Origin of the sequence: Pelagibius sp. 7325 (assembly GCF_037652055.1) — a bacterium.
Classification (GTDB): Bacteria; Pseudomonadota; Alphaproteobacteria; order Kiloniellales; family Kiloniellaceae; genus Pelagibius.
Window position 1 is genome coordinate 221,053 of sequence record NZ_JBBKAH010000009.1, and the last position, 24,863, is coordinate 245,915.

At 67.5% G+C, this 24,863-nt stretch carries 24 protein-coding genes; 6 read left to right on the plus strand and 18 right to left on the minus strand.

Going from position 1 to position 24,863, the window contains the following annotated elements:
- Positions 1-13: 13 nt before the first annotated feature.
- From ntrC to WDC82_RS19460, 4 genes are all read right to left on the minus strand, one after another.
- Positions 14-1,459 carry a nitrogen regulation protein NR(I) gene (ntrC, locus tag WDC82_RS19445; protein WP_340119051.1) on the minus strand — a complete coding sequence of 482 codons (1,446 nt, stop codon included), beginning with the start codon at positions 1,457-1,459 and terminating at the stop codon, positions 14-16.
- Complete coding sequence (locus WDC82_RS19450) at positions 1,456-2,619, minus strand: ATP-binding protein (RefSeq protein ID WP_340119052.1); 1,164 nt, start codon at positions 2,617-2,619, stop codon at positions 1,456-1,458. Before WDC82_RS19450 ends, ntrC begins: the two co-directional genes overlap by 4 nt.
- Positions 2,619-3,617: a tRNA dihydrouridine synthase DusB gene (gene dusB, locus WDC82_RS19455; RefSeq protein WP_340119053.1), complete on the minus strand. Its 999-nt coding sequence runs from the start codon at positions 3,615-3,617 to the stop codon at positions 2,619-2,621. Before dusB ends, WDC82_RS19450 begins: the two co-directional genes overlap by 1 nt.
- 285 nt (positions 3,618-3,902) lie before the next feature.
- On the minus strand, positions 3,903-4,703 hold the full coding sequence (locus WDC82_RS19460) for a cytochrome c biogenesis protein CcsA (protein WP_340119054.1): 801 nt from the start codon (positions 4,701-4,703) through the stop codon (positions 3,903-3,905).
- A gap of 88 nt (positions 4,704-4,791) precedes the next feature.
- Here WDC82_RS19460 and WDC82_RS19465 point away from each other — a divergent pair, with 88 nt between their 5' ends.
- Genes WDC82_RS19465 through WDC82_RS19480 form a run of 4 tightly spaced genes read left to right on the plus strand, consistent with a single transcriptional unit; the run spans position 4,792 to position 7,714 of the window.
- Positions 4,792-5,982, plus strand: coding sequence for a bifunctional 2-C-methyl-D-erythritol 4-phosphate cytidylyltransferase/2-C-methyl-D-erythritol 2,4-cyclodiphosphate synthase (locus WDC82_RS19465; RefSeq protein WP_340119055.1), 1,191 nt, complete (start codon positions 4,792-4,794; stop codon positions 5,980-5,982).
- Between the two features lie 4 nt (positions 5,983-5,986).
- Positions 5,987-6,478: a phosphatidylglycerophosphatase A gene (locus WDC82_RS19470; protein WP_340119056.1), complete on the plus strand. Its 492-nt coding sequence runs from the start codon at positions 5,987-5,989 to the stop codon at positions 6,476-6,478.
- 12 nt (positions 6,479-6,490) lie between these two features.
- Positions 6,491-6,985: a CinA family protein gene (locus WDC82_RS19475; RefSeq protein ID WP_370661569.1), complete on the plus strand. Its 495-nt coding sequence runs from the start codon at positions 6,491-6,493 to the stop codon at positions 6,983-6,985.
- Positions 6,986-7,714, plus strand: coding sequence for a type II CAAX endopeptidase family protein (locus tag WDC82_RS19480; protein WP_340119058.1), 729 nt, complete (start codon positions 6,986-6,988; stop codon positions 7,712-7,714).
- Here the strand turns inward: WDC82_RS19480 and WDC82_RS19485 are convergent.
- Positions 7,711-7,986 (minus strand): hypothetical protein, encoded by a 276-nt coding sequence (locus WDC82_RS19485; RefSeq protein ID WP_340119059.1) that lies wholly within the window; start codon positions 7,984-7,986, stop codon positions 7,711-7,713. The genes WDC82_RS19480 and WDC82_RS19485 overlap by 4 nt on opposite strands.
- A 392-nt stretch (positions 7,987-8,378) precedes the next feature.
- Between WDC82_RS19485 and WDC82_RS19490 the strand changes: the two genes are divergently transcribed.
- On the plus strand, positions 8,379-10,127 hold the full coding sequence (locus WDC82_RS19490) for a hypothetical protein (RefSeq protein WP_340119060.1): 1,749 nt from the start codon (positions 8,379-8,381) through the stop codon (positions 10,125-10,127).
- 333 nt (positions 10,128-10,460) lie between these two features.
- On the plus strand, positions 10,461-10,919 hold the full coding sequence (locus WDC82_RS19495; RefSeq protein WP_340119061.1) for a hypothetical protein: 459 nt from the start codon (positions 10,461-10,463) through the stop codon (positions 10,917-10,919).
- 22 nt (positions 10,920-10,941) lie between these two features.
- On the opposite strand, the gene WDC82_RS19500 is transcribed toward WDC82_RS19495, so the two are convergent.
- The 13 genes from WDC82_RS19500 to amt all read right to left on the minus strand — a co-directional run bounded on the left by WDC82_RS19500 (position 10,942) and on the right by amt (position 24,848).
- Positions 10,942-11,325: a hypothetical protein gene (locus WDC82_RS19500; RefSeq protein ID WP_340119062.1), complete on the minus strand. Its 384-nt coding sequence runs from the start codon at positions 11,323-11,325 to the stop codon at positions 10,942-10,944.
- Between the two features lie 79 nt (positions 11,326-11,404).
- Entirely contained in the window at positions 11,405-11,875 is a 471-nt protein-coding gene (locus tag WDC82_RS19505; RefSeq protein WP_340119063.1) for a type II toxin-antitoxin system RatA family toxin, read from the minus strand.
- A 47-nt stretch (positions 11,876-11,922) separates the two neighbouring features.
- Positions 11,923-12,879 (minus strand): lipoyl synthase, encoded by a 957-nt coding sequence (gene lipA / locus WDC82_RS19510; RefSeq protein WP_340119064.1) that lies wholly within the window; start codon positions 12,877-12,879, stop codon positions 11,923-11,925.
- Between the two features lie 29 nt (positions 12,880-12,908).
- The gene (locus WDC82_RS25210) at positions 12,909-13,262 is read right to left on the minus strand and encodes a CPCC family cysteine-rich protein (protein WP_367576134.1); all 354 of its coding nucleotides are present in this window, start codon (positions 13,260-13,262) and stop codon (positions 12,909-12,911) included.
- Positions 13,240-14,643, minus strand: coding sequence for a dihydrolipoyl dehydrogenase (gene lpdA, locus WDC82_RS19515; RefSeq protein ID WP_340119065.1), 1,404 nt, complete (start codon positions 14,641-14,643; stop codon positions 13,240-13,242). The genes WDC82_RS25210 and lpdA overlap by 23 nt, the downstream gene beginning before the upstream one ends.
- Before the next feature lie 250 nt (positions 14,644-14,893).
- The gene (locus tag WDC82_RS19520) at positions 14,894-15,541 is read right to left on the minus strand and encodes a hypothetical protein (RefSeq protein ID WP_340119066.1); all 648 of its coding nucleotides are present in this window, start codon (positions 15,539-15,541) and stop codon (positions 14,894-14,896) included.
- On the minus strand, positions 15,538-16,173 hold the full coding sequence (locus tag WDC82_RS19525) for a hypothetical protein (protein WP_340119067.1): 636 nt from the start codon (positions 16,171-16,173) through the stop codon (positions 15,538-15,540). Before WDC82_RS19525 ends, WDC82_RS19520 begins: the two co-directional genes overlap by 4 nt.
- 48 nt (positions 16,174-16,221) lie before the next feature.
- Positions 16,222-17,586, minus strand: coding sequence for a pyruvate dehydrogenase complex dihydrolipoamide acetyltransferase (locus tag WDC82_RS19530; protein ID WP_340119068.1), 1,365 nt, complete (start codon positions 17,584-17,586; stop codon positions 16,222-16,224).
- A 24-nt stretch (positions 17,587-17,610) separates the two neighbouring features.
- Complete coding sequence (locus WDC82_RS19535; RefSeq protein WP_340119069.1) at positions 17,611-19,023, minus strand: pyruvate dehydrogenase complex E1 component subunit beta; 1,413 nt, start codon at positions 19,021-19,023, stop codon at positions 17,611-17,613.
- 65 nt (positions 19,024-19,088) lie between these two features.
- Positions 19,089-20,135 (minus strand): pyruvate dehydrogenase (acetyl-transferring) E1 component subunit alpha, encoded by a 1,047-nt coding sequence (pdhA, locus tag WDC82_RS19540; protein ID WP_340119070.1) that lies wholly within the window; start codon positions 20,133-20,135, stop codon positions 19,089-19,091.
- 175 nt (positions 20,136-20,310) lie between these two features.
- Positions 20,311-20,616, minus strand: a complete 306-nt coding sequence (locus WDC82_RS19545; RefSeq protein WP_340119071.1) for a septum formation initiator family protein — start codon at positions 20,614-20,616, stop codon at positions 20,311-20,313.
- Between the two features lie 270 nt (positions 20,617-20,886).
- Entirely contained in the window at positions 20,887-22,164 is a 1,278-nt protein-coding gene (gene eno / locus WDC82_RS19550; RefSeq protein WP_340119072.1) for a phosphopyruvate hydratase, read from the minus strand.
- A gap of 221 nt (positions 22,165-22,385) precedes the next feature.
- Positions 22,386-24,848: an ammonium transporter gene (gene amt / locus WDC82_RS19555; RefSeq protein ID WP_340119073.1), complete on the minus strand. Its 2,463-nt coding sequence runs from the start codon at positions 24,846-24,848 to the stop codon at positions 22,386-22,388.
- Between the last annotated feature and the right edge of the window lie 15 nt (positions 24,849-24,863).

Consider the following 24,863-nt stretch of genomic DNA (forward strand, 5'->3'; position numbering starts at 1 on the left):
TATTTGCCACAGGCTATTTAAGGCCGCGAATCACCTGGATGTCCAGGTCCCGTATTTTTTTCCTGAGGGTATTTCGGTTGAGGCCAAGGAGCTTTGCCGCGCGGATCTGGTTGCCCCTTGTGGCGGAAAGCGACAGCTCGATCAAGGGGCGCTCGACTTCCCGCAGGATCCGGTCGTAGAGACCGGAGGCCGGCAAGCCGTCCTCGTGGGCGGCGAAGTAGGAGCGCAGATGATGCTCCACGGCGGCGCCCAGCGACTCGGCGGGGGCCGCCACGGCCTTCTCGGCCGCCTTGCCCTCGCTGAGCTCGCTCTCGATCACCTCGCGGTCGATGGTCTCCTGGCTGTAGAGCACCGCCAGGCGGCGGACCAGGTTCTCCAGTTCGCGCACGTTGCCCGGCCAGTGGTAGGTCTTCAGGGCGTCCATCGCCTCGCCGTCCAGGGTCTTGCCGGAGAGGCCTTCATCCTGCGCCTCGGCGAAGAAATGGCGCACCAGCTCCGGGATATCCTCGGTGCGCTCACGCAAGGGAGGCAGGCGGATCGGCACCACGCTGAGGCGGTAGTAGAGGTCCTCGCGGAACAGGCCCTGGCGCACCATCTGGCGCAGGTCGCGGTGGGTCGCGGCGATGATGCGCACGTCGGCGCGGATCGCGGTGCGGCCGCCGACGGTGGTGTACTCGCCCTCCTGCAGGACGCGCAGCAGGCGGGTCTGCGCTTCCAGCGGCATGTCGCCGATCTCGTCCAGGAACAGGGTGCCGCCGGCGGCTTGCTCGAAGCGGCCGGACGAACGCACCGTGGCACCGGTGAAGGCGCCTTTTTCGTGTCCGAACAGCTCGCTTTCGATCAGCTCGCGCGGGATCGCCGCCATGTTGACGGCGACGAAGGTGCCGCGCCGGCGCTTGCCGTAGTCGTGCAGGGCGCGCGCCACCAGCTCCTTGCCGGTGCCCGACTCGCCGTAGATCATGACCGTGAGATCGGTCGGCATGAGCCGCGCCAGCACCCGGTAGATCTCCTGCATCGCCTGGGAGCGGCCGATCAACGGCAGCTGCTCCTCGCCGTCCGCGTCGACGGCATGAGCCTTGGCCTCGGCGCCGGCGGGCTCCGAGAGGGCGCGGTCGACGACGGAGATCAGCTCGCGCAGGTCGAAGGGCTTGGGCAGGTATTCGAAGGCGCCGCGCTCGGTCGCCTTGACCGCCGTCAGCAGGGTGTTCTGCGCCGACATCACCAGGATGCGCAGGTTGGGCCGCAGCTTCTTGATGCGGGGGATGAGGTCCAGACCGTTCTCGTCCGGCATCACCACGTCGGTGATGACCAGGTCGCCCTCGCCTTCCTTCACCCACTGCCACAGCGTCGCGGCGTTGCCGGTGGTGCGTACCACGTGGCCCTGGCGCCCCAGCGCCTGGGTCAGCACCGTACGGATCGCGCGGTCGTCGTCGGCGATCAGGATCGTCGCGCCGCTCATGCCGGGGTCAGCTCTTCGGCCATCTCGTCGGCATCGATGACGTCGCCCTCTTCGCGCGGCGCCATCGGCAGCATGACGCGGAACAGCGTGCGCCTCGGCTGGCTGTCGAACTCGATGACGCCGCCGTGGTCGCCGATGATCTTGGCGACCAGCGCCAGACCCAGTCCGCTGCCGCCGGCCTTGGTGCTGACGAAGGGATCGAAGAGATGCGGCTGCAGGTCCTCGGGGATGCCGGGGCCGTTGTCCTGGATCAGCACCGCGAGCGGCAGGTCGACCCGGCTGCCGCTGCCGGGAATGGCAAGACGCACGCCCTGCTGATAGCGCGTCGAGAGGGTGATCTCACCACCCTCCTTCGGCACCGCCTCGGCGGCGTTCTTCACCAGATTGAGGATCGCCTGGATCAGCAGGTCGCGGTTGCCGTAGACCGGCGGCAGCGACGGATCGTAGCTCTCGACGAAGTGGACGTGCTTGGCGAAGCCGTTTTCGGCGAGACGGCGCACGCGCTCCAGCACCACGTGGATATTGACCGGCTCGCGCGACAGCGGCGCGGTGTCTGAGAACATCTCCATGCGGTCGACCAGCGCGACGATGCGGTCGGCCTCCTCGCAGATCAGGTTGGTGAGCTGGTGATCTTCCGGGCTGGCGTTTTGCTCCAGCAGCTGCGCGGCGCCGCGGATGCCCGAGAGCGGGTTCTTCACCTCGTGCGCCAGCATCGCCGCCATCGCGGTGACCGAGCGGGCGGCGTTGCGGTGCACCAGCTGGTGGTCGATCTTGCGCGCGATGGAGCGCTCGTGGATCGAGATCACCACGCTGCCGGGCCGGTCGTTCAGGGCCGCCGCCTCAATCGACACGAAGTGCGAGCCGATCTTGGGGCTGGAGATGGTGACGCCGTACTCCGACACCGAATAGCTGCCGGCGCGCACCTGGTGGATCAGGCCGAAGATCGGGTTGTCGTCGGGCAGGATATCGCTCAGCGGCTTGCCGACCAGGTTGGTGGTCGAGGAATCGAAGAACTGCTCGGCCGCCTGGTTGACGAAGGTGAGACTGTCGTCCTCGTCGACGACGAACAGCGGCACGGAAATCGCCGCCAGGATCGAGGCCTGGTCGGGCGTCCCGCCGCGAGTCAGCCGCCGCGCGAAAATGTCGGATACCTTCGCCATCATGCCGCCACCTTTTGCTGTCCGGGCGCAAACAGCGCCTGGATCATTTTTTTAACGCGGGCCGGATCGTCCTCGCGGTTCACCTCGGCACGGAACGCCGCTGCCCCGTCGATCCCCTTGGCGTACCAGCCGAGATGCTTGCGCGCGATGCGCACGCCGTGCCGGCTGCCGTACAGCGCCAGCAGGTCCTCGTAGTGCTCCAGCATCACCTCGATGCGCCGTGCCAGCGGCGGTTCCGCCGTGCGGCCGCCATCCTTCAGGTAGTCGATCACCTGGCGCAGGAACCACGGCCGGCCGTAGGCACCGCGCCCGATCATCACGCCGTCGGCGCCTGACCGGCTGAGCGCCTCGGCGGCGCCTTCCACGGTGACGATGTCGCCGTTCACCACCACCGGCAGCGAGACCGCGTCCTTCACTTCGCGCACGAAAGCCCAGTCCGCTTCGCCGGCGTACTTCTGGCAGCGGGTGCGGCCATGCACGGTGAGCAGCCGCACGCCGCAGGCCTCGGCCACGCGGGCGATCGCCGGGGCGTTGCGGTTGGCGCTGTTCCAGCCGGTGCGCATTTTCACCGTCACCGGAATGTCGACCGCCTCGACCACCGCGGCCATGATGCGGCCGGCCAAGACCTCGTCCTGCATGATGGCCGAGCCGCAGGCCTTGTTGGTGACCTTCTTGGCCGGGCAGCCGAAATTGATGTCGATGATGGCGGCGCCGCGGTCGGCGTTCAGCCGGGCCGCTTCGGCCATGATCTCAGGATCGCTGCCGGCGAGTTGCACCGACAGCGGGAACTCGGCCGCGCAGTCGCCGGACATCTTGCGCGACTCCTTCACCGACTCCCGCATCTGGCGGATCATCGCGGTGCTGGCGATCATCTCGGACACCACCAGCCCGGCGCCGAAACCCTTCACCAGGCGGCGGAACGGCTGATCGGTGACGCCGGACATCGGCGCCAGGATCACCGGCGCCTCCAGCGCGATCTTGCCGACGGAAATAGCCATTCCTTGTGTCTCTCTCTGCATGGCCCTTGCAGGACCGTGGCCGCCCAAAAGTGCAGGCCCCGTGCCGGCCACCAGGCCGCTCACGCCGGAAATCTGCCTTGTGGGAGGCGCTCAACCCCATCCGAAGGCGGGATTGATGCACAAAAAATGGGCGCTGTCACGCGAGTTTGCCCGCCTGCGCATAGCTCACAGCGCTGGTTGCTCGAAAAACGGGCATTGTAACCGAAGGATCATACGGCCGGTTGACCTGTTCGCCCCCTTCGGCCCGGAAACTGCCGCGGGGCGCTAGCCCAGCAGCACGTCGGTGACGAACTTGACCCCCGGATAGGCCAGGGTCAGCAGCAGATAGGCGACCAGCACCAGGCGCGCCGCGCGCCGCCCGCGCAGGCCGCTGCGGTAGTGCAGCAGCAGCAGCACGCCGATGACCAGGAACGCCAGGACCGACAGCAGGGTCTTATGGCTGACGGTGAAGAACGCCCCGGAAGTGACGTAAAGCTCTGATATTCCCGTCGCGATCCCAATCCCGAGGATGACCTCCGACGCGGCCAGCAGACGGACTTCCAGTCGTTCGGCGTCGGTGACCGAGGGCAGCATGCGGGTGAAGGCGTTGGGGCTGCGGCGCTTCAGCGCGCGCTCCTGCACGAAGACGGCCGCGCTGGCCACCGCGGCGATGGTGCACAGGCCATAGGTCGCCACCGAGACGGCGATGTGGACGACCAGCCAGGTATCGGGGGCGCCGGCCAGCGGCTCCGACCCGGTCCACGGCCCGAAGGCGGTGGCGAGCGCGCCGAGGATCAGCAGGTAGGGCAGCAGCAGCGGTGCGAGGCGGGCGGCCTCCCGCTGCCACAGCGCCACCAGGGCGAACAGCGCCAGCGATACCGCGACGGCGAGCCACAGGGTGGTGGACAGTTCGGTCTGCCAATGCGCGGCCAGCGAGACGGTGCTGAGCGCGGTGGCGCCGGCCAGCGCGGCGCCGAGCAGCAGCCAAAATGCGGCGTCGGCACGGGCGGCATGGCGCACGAAGGGCAGCAGGGTGGCCGGGATCAGCGCGGCCAGGGCCGAGAGCGACAGAACCATGGTATTCATGGGCCCTATATATCATCTCTTGGCCGCGCCACCAGGGGCCACTAGTCTCGCCGCCAACATCCGAAAGCGGAAACGCGGAGTCCACCGTTTGAGTTCGACAGCCGGAACACATTGCGACGCGCTGATCGTCGCCGCCGGGCGCGGCCAGCGTTTCGGCGCCAGCCTCCCCAAGCAGTACGCCGTTCTGGCCGGCGTCCCGCTGCTGCGCCATACCCTGGCCGCCTTCGCCGGGCATCCGGACATTCGCCGGGTGCGCGCGGTCATTCATCCGGACGACCGCGACCTCTACGACAAGGCCGCTCACGGTCTGGACCTCGCCGAGCCGGTCACCGGCGGCCGCAACCGCCAGGAGTCGGTGCTGCGCGGCCTCGAGAGTCTGGCCGGCGACGCGCCCGAGCAGGTGCTGATCCACGACGGGGCGCGGCCCTTCGTCTCGCCCGATGTGATCGCCCGGGTGATCGCTGCCCTCGCGCGATCGGCCGGCGCGATCGCGGCGCTGCCCGTGGTCGATACCCTGAAGCGTGAAGCCGAGGGACATATCGCCGGCACGCGGGACCGTACCGGCCTGTGGGGCGCGCAGACGCCGCAGGGCTTCCGCTTCGCGGAGATCCTGGCGGCGCACCGCGCCGTCAAAGGCGAGGAACTGACCGACGATGCCGCCGTGGCCGAACGCGCCGGCCTCGCGGTCGCACTGGTGGAAGGCAGCCGGGAGAACATGAAGGTGACCTCGCAGGACGATCTCCGCACCGCCGAACAGTGGCTGCGTGGTCAGCACAGCGAAAGGGGGCTCGATGAAATGAGAGTGGGCCAGGGCTTCGACGTGCATGCCTTCGGGCCCGGCGACCATGTGACGCTCTGCGGCGTCCGCGTGCCGCACGACTACGGCCTCGTGGGCCATTCGGACGCCGACGCCGGTCTGCACGCGCTGACCGACGCCGTGCTCGGCGCGCTCGGCGCCGGCGACATCGGCAGCCACTTTCCGCCCAGCGACCCGCAGTGGCGCGGCGCGGATTCCGGCCGGTTCCTGATCCATGCGCGCGACCTGGTGACGGCGCGCGGCGGCCGCCTGCTCCATCTGGATGTGACGCTGATCTGCGAGCGCCCGCAGATCGGCCCGCACCGCGAGGCCATGGTGGCCCGTATCGCCAAGTTGCTGGATCTGCCGGCCGCGCGCGTCAGCGTGAAGGCGACCACCACCGAGAAGCTGGGCTTCACCGGGCGCGGCGAAGGCATCGCCGCCCAGGCGGTCGCAACCATCGCGCTGCCTCAGGCGTTGTAGGCTTATGCCCGGCCCTTCTCCCTGGCTCCCCTCCTCGCTGCTGGCGACCTGGTTCGGTGCCGGCCTGCTGCCCTGGGCGCCCGGCACCTGGGGCTCGCTGGCCGCCCTGCCCTTCGGCTGGCTGCTGTTCTGGTTTTCCGGTCCCTTCGGCCTCCTGGCCGCGACGGTGGCCGTCTTCCTCATCGGCCTGTGGGCCGCGCACGGCTATGAGCAGGCCCTGGCGGTGAAGGATCCAGGCGTCATCGTCATCGACGAGGTCGCCGGCCAGTGGCTGACCCTGCTGGCGGCAGGCCTCGCCGCCGGCAGCTTGAAGCCGCTTGGCGTGCTGCTGGCCTTTCTGCTGTTCCGGGTGTTCGATGTCATGAAGCCCTGGCCGGTCGGCTGGGCCGACCGCCACCTGAAAGGCGCCTTCGGCATCATGGCCGACGATATCATCGCCGGCCTCTACGCCGCGGCAGCGGTCTATGCCCTGCTGTGGCTGTGGGAGAAGGCGTAGGAGCGCATGCTGGTGTTCGACGATCTGCTGCTGCAGCAGGCGGAAAACGTGCTGGTGCTGTACCGTCAGGCCGGCAAGCGGCTGGCCACGGCGGAATCTTGCACCGGTGGCCTCATCGCCGGCTGCCTGACGGAGATCGCCGGCTCCTCCGACGTGGTGGACCGCGGCTTCGTCACCTATTCGAATGCCGCCAAGAGCGAGATGCTGGGCGTCTCCGCGGCGCTGCTGGAACACCCCGGCCCCGGCGCGGTCAGCGCCGAGGTGGCCGTCGCCATGGCGCGGGGCGCGCTGAAGGCTTCGCAGGCCGACGTCACCGTCTCGGCCACGGGCATCGCCGGCCCGGGCGGTGCCAGCAAGGACAAGCCCGTGGGCCTGGTCTATCTCGGCTGGGCGGTGCGCGGCGATACCGCCCACGCCCTGCACCATGTCTTCCCCGGCGACCGCGCTGCGGTGCGCCTGGCGACGGTGCGCGAGGCCCTGCGCCTGCTGACGGAGGCTCTGTCCTAGATGCTGCTGCCGCCACCGCTGCCGCCGCAGCCGCCCCTGCCGGTGCGTGCCCGCGATCTCGCGCTGCTGCTGGTGCTGACGATCATCGGCGTGCTGGCCTTGCCGGTCGGCGCCAATCTCCTCTGGCCCAACATCGACTTCACCGCGCTCACCACCGTGCTCGGGCTGTTCGTCGCGCAGTCGGTGGTGATGATGACACTGACCTGGCTGGTCGCCCTGCGCCCGCATCATCTGGGTCTCGCCGATATCGGCCTGCGACCGGCCTACAGCGGCTGGTACCGCCTCGCGGTCGGCGTCGGCCTGCTGTGCATGCCGGTCGTCGCGCTCGTCAATCTCGCGCTTCAGTCGCTGACCGGGGGACCGGTGGAGAACCCGCAGCTCGAGGCCTTGGCGCCGGAGGGCTTCAGCTGGACGAGCCTCATCGCCATGCTGCTGCTCGTCGGCGTCCTGGTGCCCTTCATCGAAGAGGTGATCTTTCGCGGCCTGGTGCTCGGCTGGCTGCGCAAGCACCTGCGCTTCGTCTACGCGGCGCCGATCAGTGCGCTGTTCTTCTCGGTGGTGCACGGCATCCCGACCCTGATGCCGGCCCTGGCGGTGATGGGCCTGGTACTGGCGGCGATGAAGGAGCGCAGCGGCTCGCTCTGGCCATCGATCATCGTGCACGGCGTGTTCAACGCGCTGATGACGATCACCTACTACACCGCCCTGGCCGGCGCAGCCGGGTTCTAGCGCCCGAAATGGCGGTTGAGGGCGGCCAGCACCGTGTCGTCGCCGCTGACCCCCCGCGCGAGGCCCTCCAGCGCCGCGTGCCTGGCCCTGACGGCGTGGTCGATGCACCAGCCTTCCATCAGCTTCACGAGGACGCGGGTCGACCGCGCGGTCGAGCAGGCCGCATCGCAGTGCGCTTCCTGCGCGGCCGCGAAGGCTTCAAGACACCGAACGGCCAGCAGCAGACTGCGCAATGCTTCCGTACCGTGTTCCTGGGTCGATCGTGCTTCCACGCCGGAACTCCTCTTCGTGGTCGCCTGCGGGCGCTTCGTCGCCTGCCGGCCATCCTGGCAGGGCGCCGCAACGCCCATTCCCCGCAGTAGAGGCGACAAGCGCGCCGGGGTTGAGGATGTAACGCGTGGTAACGCCGCTTTTCGCGTGCGCGGAAACGGGGTACGGGATGGCAATCGACAGGCGATAGGCCGTTGCCCGGCCGACTGGGCCATACTATCGTTAAGTCGATATTTGTAATGACTTTTCCCGCGCCGCGCCTCGCGTGATTTAATTTCCGGTTGAGCTGTCGTGGATCCGGCCTGCCCCCCTATCAGGGGAAATGCAGGCAGGCCGCCTCTGGGGCAGAGAGGGTCGGAGGCGCGGATGCACCGTTTGACGGAACGGCGGCGCCATGGACAGACCGGGCTACGATGACGAAGCCAGCAAGGCGGCCCTTGCCGCCCTCGGGGCTTTGATCGAGAGCGGTGTCCTCGGCGAAGGCTCGCGCCTGCGCCCCCTGCTGCGCTACCTGGTCATTGAAGAACTGGAAGGCCGCGGCGACCGCCTGAAGGCCTATACCATCGCTACGGACGTCTTCGGGCGCGGCGACGATTTCGATCCCAACACAGACAGTATCGTCCGCGTGGAGGTGCACCGGCTGCGCCAGGCGCTCGACCACTACTACGCGACCCAGGGTGCCGGCGAGCGGGTCGCCATCGCCATCCCCAAAGGCAGCTACCGGCCGGCGATCACGGTCTCGGATGCCGCCCCGGCGGCAGCCCCGGCAGCGGCATCGGCGGCGAGCCCTACACGGCCGGCGACACGGCGCAGGACCGCCACCCTCGCCGTCGGGGTCGCCCTGCTGCTGCTCGCGGCTCTTGGCGCCTGGGCGTTCAGCGGGTGGCCGGTCTCCTTGCGGCAACCGCAGACACCGGAGCCGCAGCCTCTCTTTGCGCTGGAGGTCCTGCCGTTCGGCGCCGTGTCGGACGGCACAACGCCGCATGACCTGGCGGTCAGCCTGACCGACGAGGTCATCACCGGCCTCTCCCGCATCAGGGCCCTCACGGTGGTGGTGCGCGATCCCGCGATCACGCAGCGCATGGATGCCGGCCTGCCGCAGCAGCAGGAGGACCCGGGCATCGCCTACTTCATGCGCGGCAGCGTGCAGCGCTTCGGCGGCGCCACGCGGGTCGTCATTCAGCTCATCGAGGCGCGCTCCGGAAAGCTGTTGTGGGCCCAGGCCTACCAGGGCGCCGGGGAAGAGCGGGAGATGACAATCGATCCGATGGTCTCCACCATCGTCTCGGAGCTGCGCCAGCAGGTGTTCGACGCGGCAAAGCAGGCGCTGGAAACCGCCGATACAGACTCTCTCAATGCCTGGCAGCTGTACCTGCAGGCGACCCGGGTGCCGGGCGCGGCGACCAGCAGCCTCGCGTGGGAAAAAGAACGCATCGCCCTGGCTGAGCGGGCTCTGGCCCTCCGCCCGGACTTTGGCCAGGCCCATGCCATCCTGGCCGACAAGCTGGCTTTTCTGGCCAGCGTCGATCCGCCCTCCGACACGGCGGCGCTGCGGCGCAGGGCGGTGTTTCATGCCCAGCAGGCCCTGGAGCTGGCACCGGAAGACGCCGATGTGCTGTTCAACGTCTCCCTCTACTACTGGCACCTCGGCCGCCTGCAGCAGTCCGCCGAAGCCATCCACCGGACTTTGGAGCTGGATCCGAACCATGCCCTGGCCCGCATGCTGGACGATACATTGCCGTTCACCTGCGCCGCGCCGCCCCAGGAAACGCTGCAAAGGGCGGTGATCTACGACGGGGCCCTCTCGCCGGACAATCCGATCCGCTGGATGACCCTCAACTGGATCGCCACGCTCTACATGAACAATGGCAACTTCCTACGCTCGGCCGAGGTCGGGCGGCGCTCGCGGCTGATCTTCAGTTCGCCGGACAGCACCCTGCGGGACGCCGCCGTGCTGCTGCGCCTTGGCCGCGCGGACGAGGCTGTCGCACTGGTCGACGGGCTGCGCCGCCACTGGCCGGACCTGGATCCCCGGCACTACGCCCGCATCACCATCCCGCGCCGCTGCCACGGCGAGCCGGGGGCCGGCCTGCTGGGCCAGCTCTTCAATGATCTGGCGGCGGTCGTTGAGGCGGGCTCGTAAAATGCCCAGAGGGTGGGCAATTCTTCACCGGCACGCGTTTTTGGCGAACAAACCGTCTCTGTAAAATATTGAAATATAAGCGTTTAACCCTGTTACAACGCACCTGCCGCTTAAACCGGGCGGCGATTTCTGCGACCTTCCTGCCGTCGCCGCTGTCATCGCGGACAAGGGCGGCATGAAGCGCCGGAGCAGGCCGTCTCGAAACGGCCCCGCGGTGCATTTCTTCAGTGCTTTGACCCGCCACGACGGATGGCCGCGCCGCTTTATTGGGCTCGCGCGTGCGGCAGGAAGTGCGTTGGCGTTGAGGGGGCAGAGCCAAGGGAAACGCGTGGCATGGGAAGTCTTAACTATTCGACCCTGGTCATCAACGATGACAGCAGGGCGGTCAACCGGATCACCGAGATCGCCAGCGCGCTGGGCGAGTCGGTCGCGGTGGTGGACTGCCGGGAGAGCTTTCTCGGCGTCTACACGCCGGAGGTCAGGTGCATCGTGCTGGAGCTGTCGATGCCGTCCTTCTGCGGCGTCGAGGTCATCCGCTTTCTGGCCGAAACCAACTGCCGGGCGGCGCTGGTGCTGACCACGGACATGTCGCCGGACCTGCTGCGGCTGGCCGGCAAGCTGGCCACGGCGCTGGGGCTGGCGGTCGCCGACTCCCTGCAGGCGCCTTACGAGCAGGAGTGCCTGCAGAGCGCCCTCATCACCGCCACCGACCCGGCGGCGGTCGCGCGCCTGCGACCCCAGCCGGCCGACCCCGTGGCCATGGGCGCGGCGACGGTCCGGGGCGGCCGCTAAGCGGTCTTCGGCGAGCCCGGCATCAGGATGGGATCGGGTCAGCGGCGGAGCTCCGCTGCCGTGGTGCCGACGGGGCCACGGTGTAGAAGCCGGCGGCCGGCGGCGGGACATTGAACGCCAAGAAAACGGCGATGAAAGCCACGGTGGCCAGCAGCCGTCGCCACAAGGTCCCGGGGCGCCCCATCATCGACTGACCGCTGAGAATTGCAGCCGCGTTGGCCGCCTGCTCTGCCGGCACCTGCAGGGCAATGCCGCCCAAGGCATGGGTCAAATCCCACTGCACCGAGACCATGGCGTAGCTGTGCGGCATCACCCTGATGCCCGAGGCGCCGAGCATCGCCATGGCAAGACACGCTTCCGCCTGGCCATAGGCCCAGCCGATCGTTATCAGTTCGGATTGCCGCACGCCGCCTCCCCCGCTTCCCGGTCCAAGTCTAGCGGGTGCTGGCGAGACTACGCACGATTCTTTCGGCAGCGGCCGGCGGCTATCCCTCGTTGGTCTGAGGGTTCGGCACCGTCCCCGACGCGCCGTAGAGGTCGCGGGCGCGGGTCTCGAAGGCGGTGACCATGCGGCGCACCGCTTCGTGGAACAGGCCTTCGATGACCTTCTGCAGCAGTTTGGAGCGGAACTCGAAGTCGACGTAGAAGTCGATCAGGCAGCCCTCCGGGTGGTCCTCGAAGACCCAGTGGTTCTCCAGGTACTTGAAGGGCCCCTCGGCGTAGGTGACGTCGATGCGGTTAGCCTTCGCATCGGGCTCGACCCGGCTGGTGAAGCGCTCGCGGAACATCCTGAAGCCGATGATGAGGTCGGCGACGATCAGGTCTTCCTGGCGCGTGCGTACCCGCGCGCCCAGGCACCAGGGCAGGAACTCTGGGTAGCGCTCGATGTCCACAACCAGCTCGTAGAGCTGATCCGGGGTATAGGGCAACAACCGCTTTTCTTTATGGATCGGCATAACTGAAGACTAGAACCCTGACCTTGCGAAGCGCTTAACCCGCCCCATCAGCCCGCCGCGGCGAGCCTGGCCTCGCGGGCCGCGCGCAGCCGCGCGAAGTCGTCGCCGGCGTGGTAGGAAGAGCGGGTCAGCGGCGAGGCCGAGACCATGAGGAAGCCCTTGTTGTAGGCCATGGCCTCGTACTGCTTGAACTCCTCCGGCGTCACGAAGCGGTCGACGAAGTGGTGCTTCGGGGTCGGCTGCAGGTATTGGCCGATGGTGAGGAAATCGACCTCGGCGGAACGCAGGTCGTCCATCACCTGCAGCACTTCGGACTTGCTCTCGCCCAGGCCGACCATGATGCCGGACTTGGTGAACATCGAGGGATCGAGGCGCTTCACCTCGTCCAGGAGGCGCAGCGAGTGGAAGTAGCGCGCGCCGGGGCGCACCTCGGTATAAAGCCGCGGCACGGTCTCCAGATTGTGGTTGAAGACGTCGGGCTTGGCCGCGACCACGACTTCCAGGGCGCCTTCCTTGCGCAGGAAATCCGGCGTCAGGATCTCGATGGTGGTCTCCGGCGCCGCCTCGCGCACCGCGCGGATGACGTCGGCGAAGTGCTGCGCGCCGCCGTCGGCCAAGTCGTCGCGGTCGACCGAGGTGATGACCACGTGCTTCAGCCCCAGCTTGGCGACGGCGGTGGCAACGTTGGTCGGCTCGAAGGGGTCCAGGGCGTTCGGCTTGCCTGTCGCCACGTTGCAGAACGAGCAGGCGCGCGTGCAGATGCCGCCCATGATCATCATGGTGGCGTGGCGCTGCGCCCAGCACTCCCCGATGTTCGGGCAGGCGGCCTCCTCGCAGACGGTGTGGAGGCCGTTCTCCTTCACCACCGCGCGGGTCGCCTGGTACTCCTTGGAGACCGGCGCTTTCACCCGGATCCAGGCCGGCTTGCGCTTCACCTCCTGGTCGGGCTTGTGGGCCTTCTCGGGGTGGCGGACGCGGGGGGGCTTGGTTTCGCTCGTGCTCATCGCTCTATCTTAGCTTCCAACGACCCTTCTTACCTACACCAGTAATACGGGCTCTCATTCTCGGCAGGTGGTCGTTTCAGATCCGCCTCGTTCAGAGGGCGCCAATCGGAGGCGCGCTTGAACCCCTTACAGATATCAATACCCAGAGGGTATTTCTTCAGAGCTCGGGCCTGTTCAACCGCGAGCGAGTTTATGTTCGCTCCGCCAGTATAGATCGGGTCTCGCAGTTGGACCGGGCAATCTTCCCAGCCGCACAGCGGGCAAAGCTCAAACCCGCCCCACTCGGTCTCAAACACGCAAAACCCGCAGGCAGGGCAAGGAAAGAGATCTTTTTCCAACTGTTTCCACCCGCAACTCAGGTTACATGTGGATGACGCGGCCATAGGCGTCAAGGACCGACTCGTGCATCATCTCGGAGAGGGTCGGGTGCGGGAAGACCGTGTGCATCAACTCGGCCTCGGTGGTCTCCAGGCCCATGGCGACGACGTAGCCCTGGATCAGCTCGGTGACCTCCGCCCCCACCATGTGGGCGCCCAACAGCTGGCCGGTCTTGGCGTCGAACACCGTCTTCACCAGGCCCTCGGGCTCGCCCAGGGCGATGGCCTTGCCGTTGCCGATGAAGGGAAAGCGGCCGACCTTCACCTCGTAGCCGGCCTCCTTGGCCTTCTTCTCGGTCAGGCCGACGCTGGCCACCTGCGGGTGGCAGTAGGTGCAGCCGGGAATCTGCTCCTTCTTCATCGGGTGGACGTCGTTGAGGCCGGCGATCTTCTCGACGCAGATGACGCCCTCGTGCTCGGCCTTGTGGGCCAGCATCGGCGGGCCGGCGACGTCGCCGATGGCGTAGATGCCCTTCTCCGCCGTGCGGCCGTACTCGTCGATGACGATGCAGCCGCGGTCGGTCTTCACCTTGGTGGTGTCCAGGCCGATGTCCTCGATGTTGCCCTGCACGCCGACGGCGGAGATGATGCGGTCGACGGTGATCTCGGACTTCTTGCCGGCCTTGTCCTCGATGGTCGCGGTGACGTTGTCGCTGCCCTTCTTCACGCCGGTCACCTTGGCTTCGGTCATGATCTTCATGCCCATCTTCTCGAAGCGCTTGTGGGCGTGCTTGGCGATCTCCTCGTCCTCCACCGGCAGGATCTGCGGCATCACCTCGACCACCGTCACGTCCACGCCCATGGTGTGGTAGAAGGACGCGAACTCGATACCGATGGCGCCGGAGCCGATGACCAGCAGCGTCTTCGGCATCTTCTCCGGCACCATGGCCTCGAAGTAGGTCCAGATCAGCTTCTTGTCCGGCTCGATGCCCGGCAGCGCGCGCGGGCGCGCGCCGGTCGCCAGGATGATGTGCGGCGCCGTCAGGTCGCCAATGTTCTTGCCGTCCTTGGTGACGGTCAGCTTGCCGGGGCCGTTCAGCTTGGCGGCGCCGTCGACGACGGTGACCTTGTTCTTCTTCAAGAGGTGGCCGACGCCGCTGTTCAGCTGCTTGGAGACGGCGCGCGAGCGCTGCACCACCTTGCCGGCATCGAAGCCGACCTTCTCCGCCGAGAGGCCGTAGGCGTCAGCGTGCTGCATGTAGTGGTAGATCTCCGCCGAGCGCAGCAGCGCCTTGGTCGGGATGCAGCCCCAGTTGAGGCAGATGCCGCCCAGGTGCTGCTTTTCGACGACGCAGACCTTCATCTTCAGCTGCGCGGCGCGGATTGCAGCGACGTAGCCCCCCGGCCCGCCGCCGACGACGATGAGATCGAAGTTCGTATCAGCCACGTAAACTCTCCTCTAGGCCATGGCCCCCGCACGACTGTCGTCCCGGGGCTTGACCCCGGGACCCATTACCGGTCGTGCATGGCACTGCCGTGCGATATTGCGTTCTCGGTCCTGTCTGCCACGCTCGGGGATACCACTACGGCCCGGCTCGCGGATAGGCCATTGGGTCCCGGCATCAAGTGCCGGGACGACAGCCTTTGGGGCGGCAGTGTCGCGCGTTTCCTGCGGGCAATGCATCGATATCGTCCCCTCATCCCGGCGGGTTCCAGATGTTGGCGTCCGGCGCGCGGCCGGTGATGAGATGCAGGATCAGCGGCACCACGGCGCCCTGACCGCCGGGGCCGTTGAGGTTCGTCAGCAGCCCCGCTTGCGCATCGAAGACCGCCCGAAAAGGCGCGATGGAAGACAGCAGGTCGAAGCGCCAGGTGCCCGCCTCCTCCTTGAAGTAGACGTTCACCGGGATCGGCGAGCCCTTGAGGTTCGACAGCGGCGCCTGCGCCTGTGTGCCGGTGACGGTGAAGTCGGCGGCCTCCAGCTTCTGCACCTCGTTCATGTCGAAGGATCCGTGATCCACGGCGTAGGCGACCGGATCGCCGTCCTTCATGGCACGCAGGTCGTCGGCCTTCATATTGTGGCGCAGCATCAGCACGGAGATCTGGTCGAGCAGCGGCAGGGCGCGAACTTCCGCTTCCTGCATCGTCAGCGCGCGGTCCAGCGTCTGCTTCAGGAAAGCATGGGTGTCCGAGGACGTGAGCTTCGACGCCTCGGCGCCGTCGCCGTCGATCAGCGCCTGCTTGTAGGCCTCGAAGCTCTGCTCCACGGCTGCCGGGTCTGACTGCGCGGCGGCCGGCGCGGCGACCACCAGCATCAGGATCGCAAGGACGAGGTGCAGCTTCATCGCGGCGGGCTCCAGATTTCGGGGCCGGGCTTGCGGCCGCTGGCATGCTCAAGCATCAGGACGACGAACTCGTCCTCGCTGAGGCCGGTCTGCTGAACCGAATACTCGAAGGCGGCGCGGGTGAGCTGCGTGAGGGCGACAAGGTCGAGCAGCCAGCGCCCCTCCTCTTTCTCGAACTCCATCTTGAAGGGGCTGGCCTCGCCGTCGGGCCGCAGGATCGACCCGGATGCGCGGTCACCGTCCACCTGGTAGTGGCCGAGCTGCAGCTGGTCGGCGCCGCCGCGGCCGATCCAGCCGCGGTCCACCGCGTAAGACACCACCGCGCCGCCACTCATGCTTTCCAGCTGCTCTGGCTCCAGGCTGTGGCGCAGCAGCATGGCGTTCAGGCGGTCGCTCAGGTGAATCTTGTGCAGCGCTTCGCGGTCCAGGGTCAGGGCCTGGTCGGCGAGCTTGCGGTAGTAGTCGCGCGATTCCTGCGTCACCAGATCCGCCACGGCCTCGCCGTCGGACGCCAGGATGGCGGCCTTGTAGGCCAGGAAGCTTTCCTGCACGCCGCTGGTATGGCTCTCGGCCGCCGCCGGCAGCGGCAGTCCAAGCAGCATCAGGAGCAACAGGACCGGCAGGCTTCGCATGGAGGGACGGCCTTTCGCTTCGGGTTGCGGTGTTGTGCCGGCAGCGGCCTACAGCAGCATGGAAAGCGGGTCTTCGATCAGCTTCTTGAAGGCGGCGAGGAACTCGGCGCCGACGGCACCGTCCACCACGCGGTGGTCGACCGAGAGCGTGCAGCTCATCACCGTGGCGATGGCGAGCGCACCGTTCTTCACCACCGGGCGCTGCTCGCCGGCGCCGACCGCCAGGATGCAGCCCTGCGGCGGGTTGATGACCGCGGCGAAGTCCTTGATGCCGAACATGCCGAGATTGGAAACCGAGAAGGTGCCGCCCTGGTATTCCTCCGGCTTCAGCTTGCCATCGCGCGCCCGGCCGGCGAGATCCTTCATCTCGTTGGCGATGCCGGCGAGGCCCTTGGTCTCGGCCTTCTTCACGATCGGCGTGATGAGGCCGTTGGGCGTCGCCACGGCGACCGAGACGTCGGCGTGCTCGTAGAACAGCAGCCCGGACTCGTCGTAGGAGGCATTCGCCGCCGGCACCTTCTTCAGCGCCAGGGCGACCGCGCGGATGACGAAGTCGTTCACCGAGATTTTGTATTCGTCGGAGCGGCTGTTGAGCTCCTTGCGCACCTTCAGCAGTTCGTCCAGTTCGCAATCGACCGTCAGGTAGAAGTGCGGCACCTGCTGCTTGGACTCGGTCAAGCGCTTGGCGATCACCTTGCGCATGCCGCTGAGCGGCTCCTGCTTGTAGGTCATGCCCAGCATGTCGGCGAGCTGCTTGGCGCCCGGGCCGCTTGCCGCCGCGGCGGGAGCCGCCGGGGTCGGCGCGCCAGCCGCGGCTTCGCGCGCGGCAGGAGCCGCCGCACCGGGCCCCATGCTCTTCGGGGCCCCTTCGACATCGGCCTTCACGATGCGCCCGTGCGGGCCGCTGCCCTTCACGGCGGTAAGGTCGACGCCCTTTTCCTTGGCGATGCGGCGGGCCAGCGGGCTGGCGAAAATGCGGCCGTCGGAACCCTTGGGCGCCGCCGGAGCGGCTGACGCGGCGGCCTTCTCCGGCGCCGCGGCGCCGTTGCCCGACGCGGCCGGCTTCTCCGGCTTGGCTTCCTGCTTGGGCGCCGCCTCTTGCTTTGCCTCCGACGTCTTCGGCGCCGGCGCGTCGGCCTGCGGATCGCTCGGAATGGCCGAGGCGTCCTCGCCCTCCTCCAGCAGCACGGCGATGACCTTGTTCACCGGCACGCCGTCGGTGCCTTCGGAGACCAGCAGCTTGCCGACGGTGCCCTCGTCGACGGCTTCGACCTCCATGGTCGCCTTGTCGGTCTCGATCTCGGCGATGATGTCGCCGGAGCTGACCTCATCGCCTTCCTTGACCAGCCACTTGGCCAGCGTGCCTTCGGTCATGGTCGGCGACAGCGCCGGCATCAGGATGTTGATCGGCATTGGTCGGTTCCCTTCCCCGCCGCGTCAGTCGCGGTAACAGACTTCTTTGGCGCCGGCGACGATGTCGTCCACCTGCGGCAGCGCCAGAACTTCCAGGTTGGCGGCATAGGGCATCGGCACGTCCTTGCCGGCGATGCGCTTCACCGGCGCGTCGAGCCAGTCGAAGGCCTGCTCCATGACCACCGAGGCGACCTCGGAGCCGATGCCCGCGTAGCCCCAGCCTTCCTCGCAGGTGACGATGCGGTTGGTCTTCTTCACCGAGGCGATGATGGTCTCGGTATCCAGCGGCCTGAGGCTGCGCAGGTCGATGACCTCGGCGTCGATGCCTTCCTCGGCCAGCTTCTCGGCCGCTTCCAGCGCCTTGCCCACCATGATGGAAAAGGCGGTGATGGTGACGTCCTTGCCCGGCCGCGCGACACGCGCCTTGCCGATCGGCACCGTCCAGTCCTTGTCGTCGGGGACCTCGAAGCTCTGGCCGTAGAGGATCTCGTTTTCCAGGAAGATGACGGGATTGTCGTCGCGGATGGCCGACTTCAAGAGGCCCTTGGCGTCGGCTGCCGAATAGGGCGCCACCACCTTGAGGCCGGGGATGTGGGCGTACCACGAGGCATAGCACTGGGAATGCTGGGCGGCGACGCGCGCGGCGGCGCCGTTGGCGCCGCGGAACACGATCGGTGAGGAGACCTGGCCGCCCGACATGTAGTGGGTCTTGGCCGCCGAGTTGATGATCTGGTCGACCGCCTGCATGGCGAAGTTGAAGGTCATGAACTCGACGATGGGCCGCAGGCCGTACATCGCCGCGCCCACGCCCAGGCCGGTGAAGCCATGCTCGGTGATCGGGGTGTCGACGACGCGGCGCGCGCCGAACTCGTCGAGCAGGCCCTGGCTGACCTTGTAGGCGCCCTGATATTCGGCGACTTCCTCGCCCATCAGGAAGACCTTGTCGTCGCGCCGCATCTCCTCGGCCATGGCGTCGCGCAGCGCCTCGCGGACGGTCTGCTTGACCGTGGCGCCGGTCCACTCCGGCTCGGCCTCGGGCGACGGCTCCTTGGGCGGCGCGGCATGGGCGCTGCCGGCCGGCTTCTCGTCCTTCTTGTCGTCGCGCTTTTCGGGTGCCTTGCTTTCGGCGGGGCTCTCGGCGGGCTGCTTGGCTTCCGCCTTTTTGGGCGCATCCGAGATGGCCGAGGCGTCTTCGCCCTCCTCCAGCAGCACCGCGATCACCTGGTTCACCGGCACCGCGTCGGTGCCTTCAGCCACCATGATCTTGCCGAGCACGCCTTCATCGACGGCTTCGACCTCCATGGTCGCCTTGTCGGTTTCGATCTCGGCCAGGATGTCGCCGGAAGAGACTTCGTCCCCTTCCTTCTTCAGCCACTTGGCCAGCTTACCCTCGGTCATGGTCGGCGAGAGCGCCGGCATCAGTACTTCGATAGGCATATCCCCTCCGGGAGTTCGTCCAGGGCCAACGCCCCGCGCTGCATTTTGTGAGCCGTCAGGCGCCTTCAGGCGTCGACATAAACATCGGTGTAGAGCTCCGAAGGATCGGGCTCCGGGCTGGTCTGGGCGAAGTCCGCCGCCTCGGAGACGATGGCCTTCACTTCCTTGTCGATTTCCTTGAGCTTGGCCTCGTCCATCACCTTGCGCTCGATCATGATGCCGCGCAGGCGCTCGATGGGATCGCGCTCCTGGCGCACCTTCTGCACCTCCTCCTTGGAGCGGTACTTGGCCGGATCGGACATGGAGTGGCCGCGGTAGCGGTAGGTCAGCATCTCCATGATGTAGGGGCCCTTGCCGGAGCGCGCGTGACCCAGCGCCTTTTCCGCCGCCTCGCGCACCGCCAGCACGTCCATGCCGTCGACCTGCACGCCGGGAATGCCGTAGGCCTGGCCGCGGTGATAGAGCTCGGTCGACTTCGCCGAGGAGCGCTCGATCGAGGTGCCCATGCCGTACTTGTTGTTCTCGATCACGTAGACCGCCGGCAGCGACCACAGCGCCGCCATGTTGAAGGACTCGTAGACCTGGCCCTGGTTCAGCGCGCCGTCGCCCAGGTAGGTGACCGAGACCGCGTCCTCGTTCAGGTAGCGGTGCGCGAAGGCGAAGCCGGTGCCGAGCGGCACCTGGGCGCCGACGATGCCGTGCCCGCCGTAGAAGCGCTTCTCGTGGCTGAACATGTGCATGGAGCCGCCCTTGCCCTTGGAGTAGCCCCCCTCGCGGCCGGTCAGCTCCGCCATCACGCCCTTTGAGTCCATGCCGCAGGCCAGCATGTGGGCGTGGTCGCGGTAGGAGGTCAGCACCGTGTCCTTGGGCCCCATGGCCGCCTGCACGCCGACCACCACGGCCTCCTGGCCGATGTAGAGGTGGCAGAAGCCGCCGATCAGGCCCATGCCGTACATCTGGCCGGCCTTCTCCTCGAAGCGCCGGATCAGCAGCATGTCACGGTAGTATTTCTGGAGGTCCTCGACGCTGGCCTTGACGGCTGCCTTGCCCTGAGACGCGGCGGTCTTGCGTTTGCCGCCGGCCTTGCCGGCCGCCGATTTGCTTTCTGCCATAGGGGACTCCCTGCATTGGCGCAAAGGAAACGAGGCGGTGGAGAACCGCCTCTTTGCGTGCAGTCTACAGCAAAGCGGGAGGGCTGGCAATCTTGGTTAATTCGTTGATTCTCATAAGAAAATCAACAATTAACGTGAAATAAGTTAAAGCGGCTCCTGCCGGCAAGCGATCTGTTTAGGGTTCGCTGCCGTCGCGCCGCAGATCGGGGCTGAGAAAGATGATATGGTCGCTCGCGGCCCCAAAGTTCAAGAGCGCCTGGGCCCGTTCTTCCAGCATATCGGGATCCAGGTGCTCGCGGCGCAGCAGGCTGACGCGATGTTCGAGGCGCGCGCGATCCTCGGCCACGGCGGCGGCGGTCTGGGTCACCTGGGCGCGCTCCTGCTTCAGCATGATCCAGGCATAGAAGCCGCGGTCGCCGTGCAGCGCATGATAGGCGAAGTAGGCCACCGTGCAGGCGGCGAGCACCTGCGGTGCCGCCACCCGGGCCCTTGACTTTATTTCGCGGAGCAATCTCATGACCCGAACGAATCACATCCCGATTCGCCGGGCAAGGGAAAAAGAGTCAGGGATTCCAATTAGATTCAAAAAACGACTCGGGGTTTCCCGAAGGCCCTCGAGGTTCGCGTTTTGGACTCATTTCCTCTGCTGCTGGTTCAACGCGCCCCTCCCGCACCAGGGCTGTCGCCCCGGGGCACGACCCCGGGGCGCAGCGGCGGCAGCGGGAATACCGGTTCCGGCATCGAAGGGCGGTCAGCCCCGCAGCACCGAGCGGCCGGCGTAGAGGGCGGCCGTGTCGAGCTCTTCCTCGATGCGGATCAGCTGGTTGTACTTGGCCATGCGGTCGGAGCGCGACAGCGAGCCGGTCTTGATCTGGCCGCAGTTGGTGGCGACGGCGAGGTCGGCGATGGTGTTGTCCTCGGTCTCGCCGGAGCGGTGCGACATCACCGCGGTGTAGCCGGCGGTGTGCGCGGTCTCCACCGCTTCCAGGGTCTCGCTGAGGGTGCCGATCTGGTTCACCTTCACCAGGATCGAGTTGGCGATGCCCTTGCCGATGCCCTCGCGCAGGCGCTCCGGATTGGTGACGAAGAGGTCGTCGCCGACCAGCTGCACGCTGGCGCCCAGGCGCTCGGTCAGCGCGGCCCAGCCCTCCCAGTCGTCCTCGCTCATGCCATCCTCGATGGAGAGGATCGGATAGCGGCTGCACAGCTCGGCCAGGTAGTCGACCATGCCGCCGGCGTCCAGCACCTTGCCTTCGCCGGCCAGATTGTATTTGCCCTTCTTGAAGTACTCCGTGGAGGCGCAGTCGAGCGCCAACATGACGTCGTCGCCCAGCTTGTAGCCGGCGGCCGCGGTCGCCTTGGCGATGAAGCCGAGCGCCTCGTCGGTGGACTTGAGGTTCGGCGCGAAGCCGCCCTCGTCGCCGACGTTGGTGTTGTGGCCGGCGTCCTTCAGACCCTTCCTGAGGGCGTGGAAGATCTCCGAGCCGGTGCGCACCGCCTCGGCAAAGCTGTCGGCGCCGACCGGCATGATCATGAATTCCTGGATGTCGATCGGATTGTCCGCATGGGCGCCGCCGTTGATGATGTTCATCATCGGCACCGGCAAGGTGCGCGCGAAGGTGCCGCCGACGTAGCGGTAGAGCGGCAGGCCGGCCTCCTCCGCCGCCGCCTTGGCGACGGCCAGGGAGACGCCGAGGATGGCATTGGCGCCCAGGCGCCCCTTGTTGGCGGTGGCGTCGAGCTCGATCAGGGTCTGGTCGATGTGGACCTGGTCCTCGCCGTCCAGGCCGGAGAGCACGTCGAAGATCTCGTGGTTCACCGCGTCCACCGCGTTCAGCACGCCCTTGCCGCCGTAGCGCTTGGCGTCGCCGTCGCGCAGCTCGACCGCCTCGTGGGCGCCGGTGGAGGCGCCGGAGGGCACCGCGGCGCGCCCGAAGGCGCCGCTTTCCAGAGTGACGTCGACCTCGACGGTGGGATTGCCCCGGGAGTCGAGGATTTCCCGGGCCTGAATATCGATGATTGCGGTCATGGCTCTCTCGGCATCTTAGGGGGACGCTGGTCTAGGGGAGGCTGGAGGCCCCGGCCGGGGTTCAGCCCTCTAGAAATGGAGCCTAGGCTATAGGCGAGCCGGGCCGTCTTGTCGACCGGGGAGCAGGCCTCCGGTTGGAGAAGCGGTGAATAACTGCCTTTTGATTCAGGCGTTTTGGCGAGAGCGCCACATTCGCCGACCCTGCCCCGCCTGGCCGGGACTCAGCCGGTCTGGCCGCCCAGCTTGCCGGCGGCGCCCAGCCGGCCCACCGCATCGCGCAGCTGGTCGGCGATGGCCGAGACATCGGCGCTGGCGTTGCTGACCGTCGCGGCACCGCTGCTGGCCTCGGAGGCCGCCTGCTTCACCTCGGCAAGGTCGGTGGTGACCGAGCGGGTGCCCTCGGCGGCGCGCTGCGCCTCGGCCGAAACCGAATGCGCGGTGTCGGCCACCTCGCGGATGCGCTCGGCCATGCGCCCGGCGCGCGCCTCGGCATCGGCGATACGCCCGGAGATGGTCGAGGTCACCTCGATCTGGTGGTCGGCCGAGCCGGAGATGCCGGAGACCGCGTTGTTCACCTGGTCGATGACATCGCTGATGGCGCCGATGGCGGAAACCGCCTGGCCGGTGCCGCCGCGGATCTCTTCGATGCGGTTTTCGATCTGCTCGGTGGCCGCGGCGGTGTCGTCGGCCAAGCGCTTCACCTCGCCGGCGACCACGGCAAAGCCCTTGCCGGCAACGCCGGCGCGCTCGGCCTCGATGGTCGCGTTGAGGGCCAGCATGCGGGTCTGCTTGGCAATCTTGCGGATCGCCTCCAGCACCGCGCCGATGCGGTCGCTCGCCTCGCCCAGGGTGTTGATGGTGCCGGTCGCCTCGGTGACGCGGCCGACCGCCGTATCGGCGATGGCCTTTGCATCGCGCGCGCCGCTGGCGATCGCCTCCATGGCGGCGGCCATGTTGCGCACCTCCGCGGAGACCACGGCCATGTGTTCGGAGACCTCGGTGGCGTGCCCGGAGATGTCGCCGACGTTGCTGTTCACGCCGCCGACGGCCGAGGCCATGCTCTCGACGTTGCCGGAAACCCGCTCGGTGGTCAGCGCGACGTCCTCGGCGCGGCTCAGCATGCCCTGGGAGCTGCTGCTGAGCAGGCCCGAGGTGCGGTTGAGATCGCCCGAGGCCGCGACCAGGCGCTGCGCGCCGCCGGCGATGCCGTCGATCATCTCTTCCAGCTTGGCCATCAGGTGGTTGAAGGAGATGGCCAGCTCCGCCGCTTCGTCGCCGGTGCTCTCGTCGAGCCGCCGGCTGAGGTCGGCATTGCCCATGGCGAGGTCGTTCAACGCCTGCTGCAGCAGGCCGGTGCCCAGGGTGGTGCCGTGCTCGGCGGAGTTCAGGCCTTCCAACTCATGGGCGGCCGAGACGCGCAGCCCCATGGTCACGTCGATCAGCTTGAACACCACGTAGCCGCTGCCGAAAGCCCAGGCGAAGGCGATGCCGACACCGAGGGCCTGGATGCCGATCTGAGAGAGGCGGCTGGTCTCGCCGAGCGCATCCGCCGGCATCAGGAAGGCCAGCAGGAGGGTGCCCCAGGCGCCGCAGACGCCGTGGACAGCGACCGCGCCGACAGCGTCGTCGAGCTTCAGCACGCGCTCCAGGAACACCGTGGCATAGTACACCACCACGCCGCTGGTGAGCCCGATCGCGATGGCGCCGTAGGTGTCCAGCACGTCGCAGCCGGCGGTGATTCCGACCAGGCCGGCGAGCACGCCGTTGATCGGCCACACGGGGCGGTGCAGGCCTTCATGCCAGCGTCCGATCGCCATGGCGATCGCGCCACCGAAGCAGGCCGAGAGAATGGTGTTGGAGACGATGTGCGCGAAGGCCGGCGTGCCGGCAGTGGTCGAGCCGCCGTTGAAGCCGATCCAGCCGACCCAGAGAATGATGGCGCCCATGGTGGCGAGCACCGCACTATGGCCGTGGATCGGCAGCGGATTGCCGTTCTCGTCGAAGCGCCCGATGCGCGCGCCGGCGACCACGATGGCGGCCAGGCCGATCCAGCCGCCGACCGAGTGCACCACGGTAGAGCCGGCGAAATCGATGAAACCCAGGTCCGCCAGCCAGGCGGTGTTGTCGGCGATCAGCAGATTGCCCCAGGCCCAGTGGCCGAAGACCGGATAGATGAACAGCGCCACGCAGACGGCGGCGATGAGATAGCCGCCGAAGCGCATGCGCTCGGCCACCGCGCCGGAGAGGATGGTCGCCGCCGTGCCGCAGAACACCAGCTGGAAGACGAAGAAGGTGAAGTCCCAGTCGCCGCTGTGATTCCAGAACGGGCTTTCGAAACCGAACCAGCCGCCCTGGGAGGGGCCGAACATGAGGCCGAAGCCGAGCACCCAGAAAGCGCAGCCGGCAATGATGAAGTCGGCGATGTTCTTTTGGGCCACGTTGATCGAGTTCTTGGAGCGCACCATGCCGGCTTCCAGCAGCAGGAAGCCGCCCTGCATGAGGAAGACCAGGGCGGCCGCCAGCATGGTCCAGACGTGGTCGATGTTGGTCTGCTTTTCGTCGAGCGCAGCCTGGAATTCCTGGCGCAATGCCTCAAGGTCGGCCTCGCTCACCGCCGCCCAGACGGAGTCCGAAAGCGCCGCCGCCGCCAGCGCGGTCACAGCGAATATCAGGAGAATGCGCATGTCTGAAATCTTTCC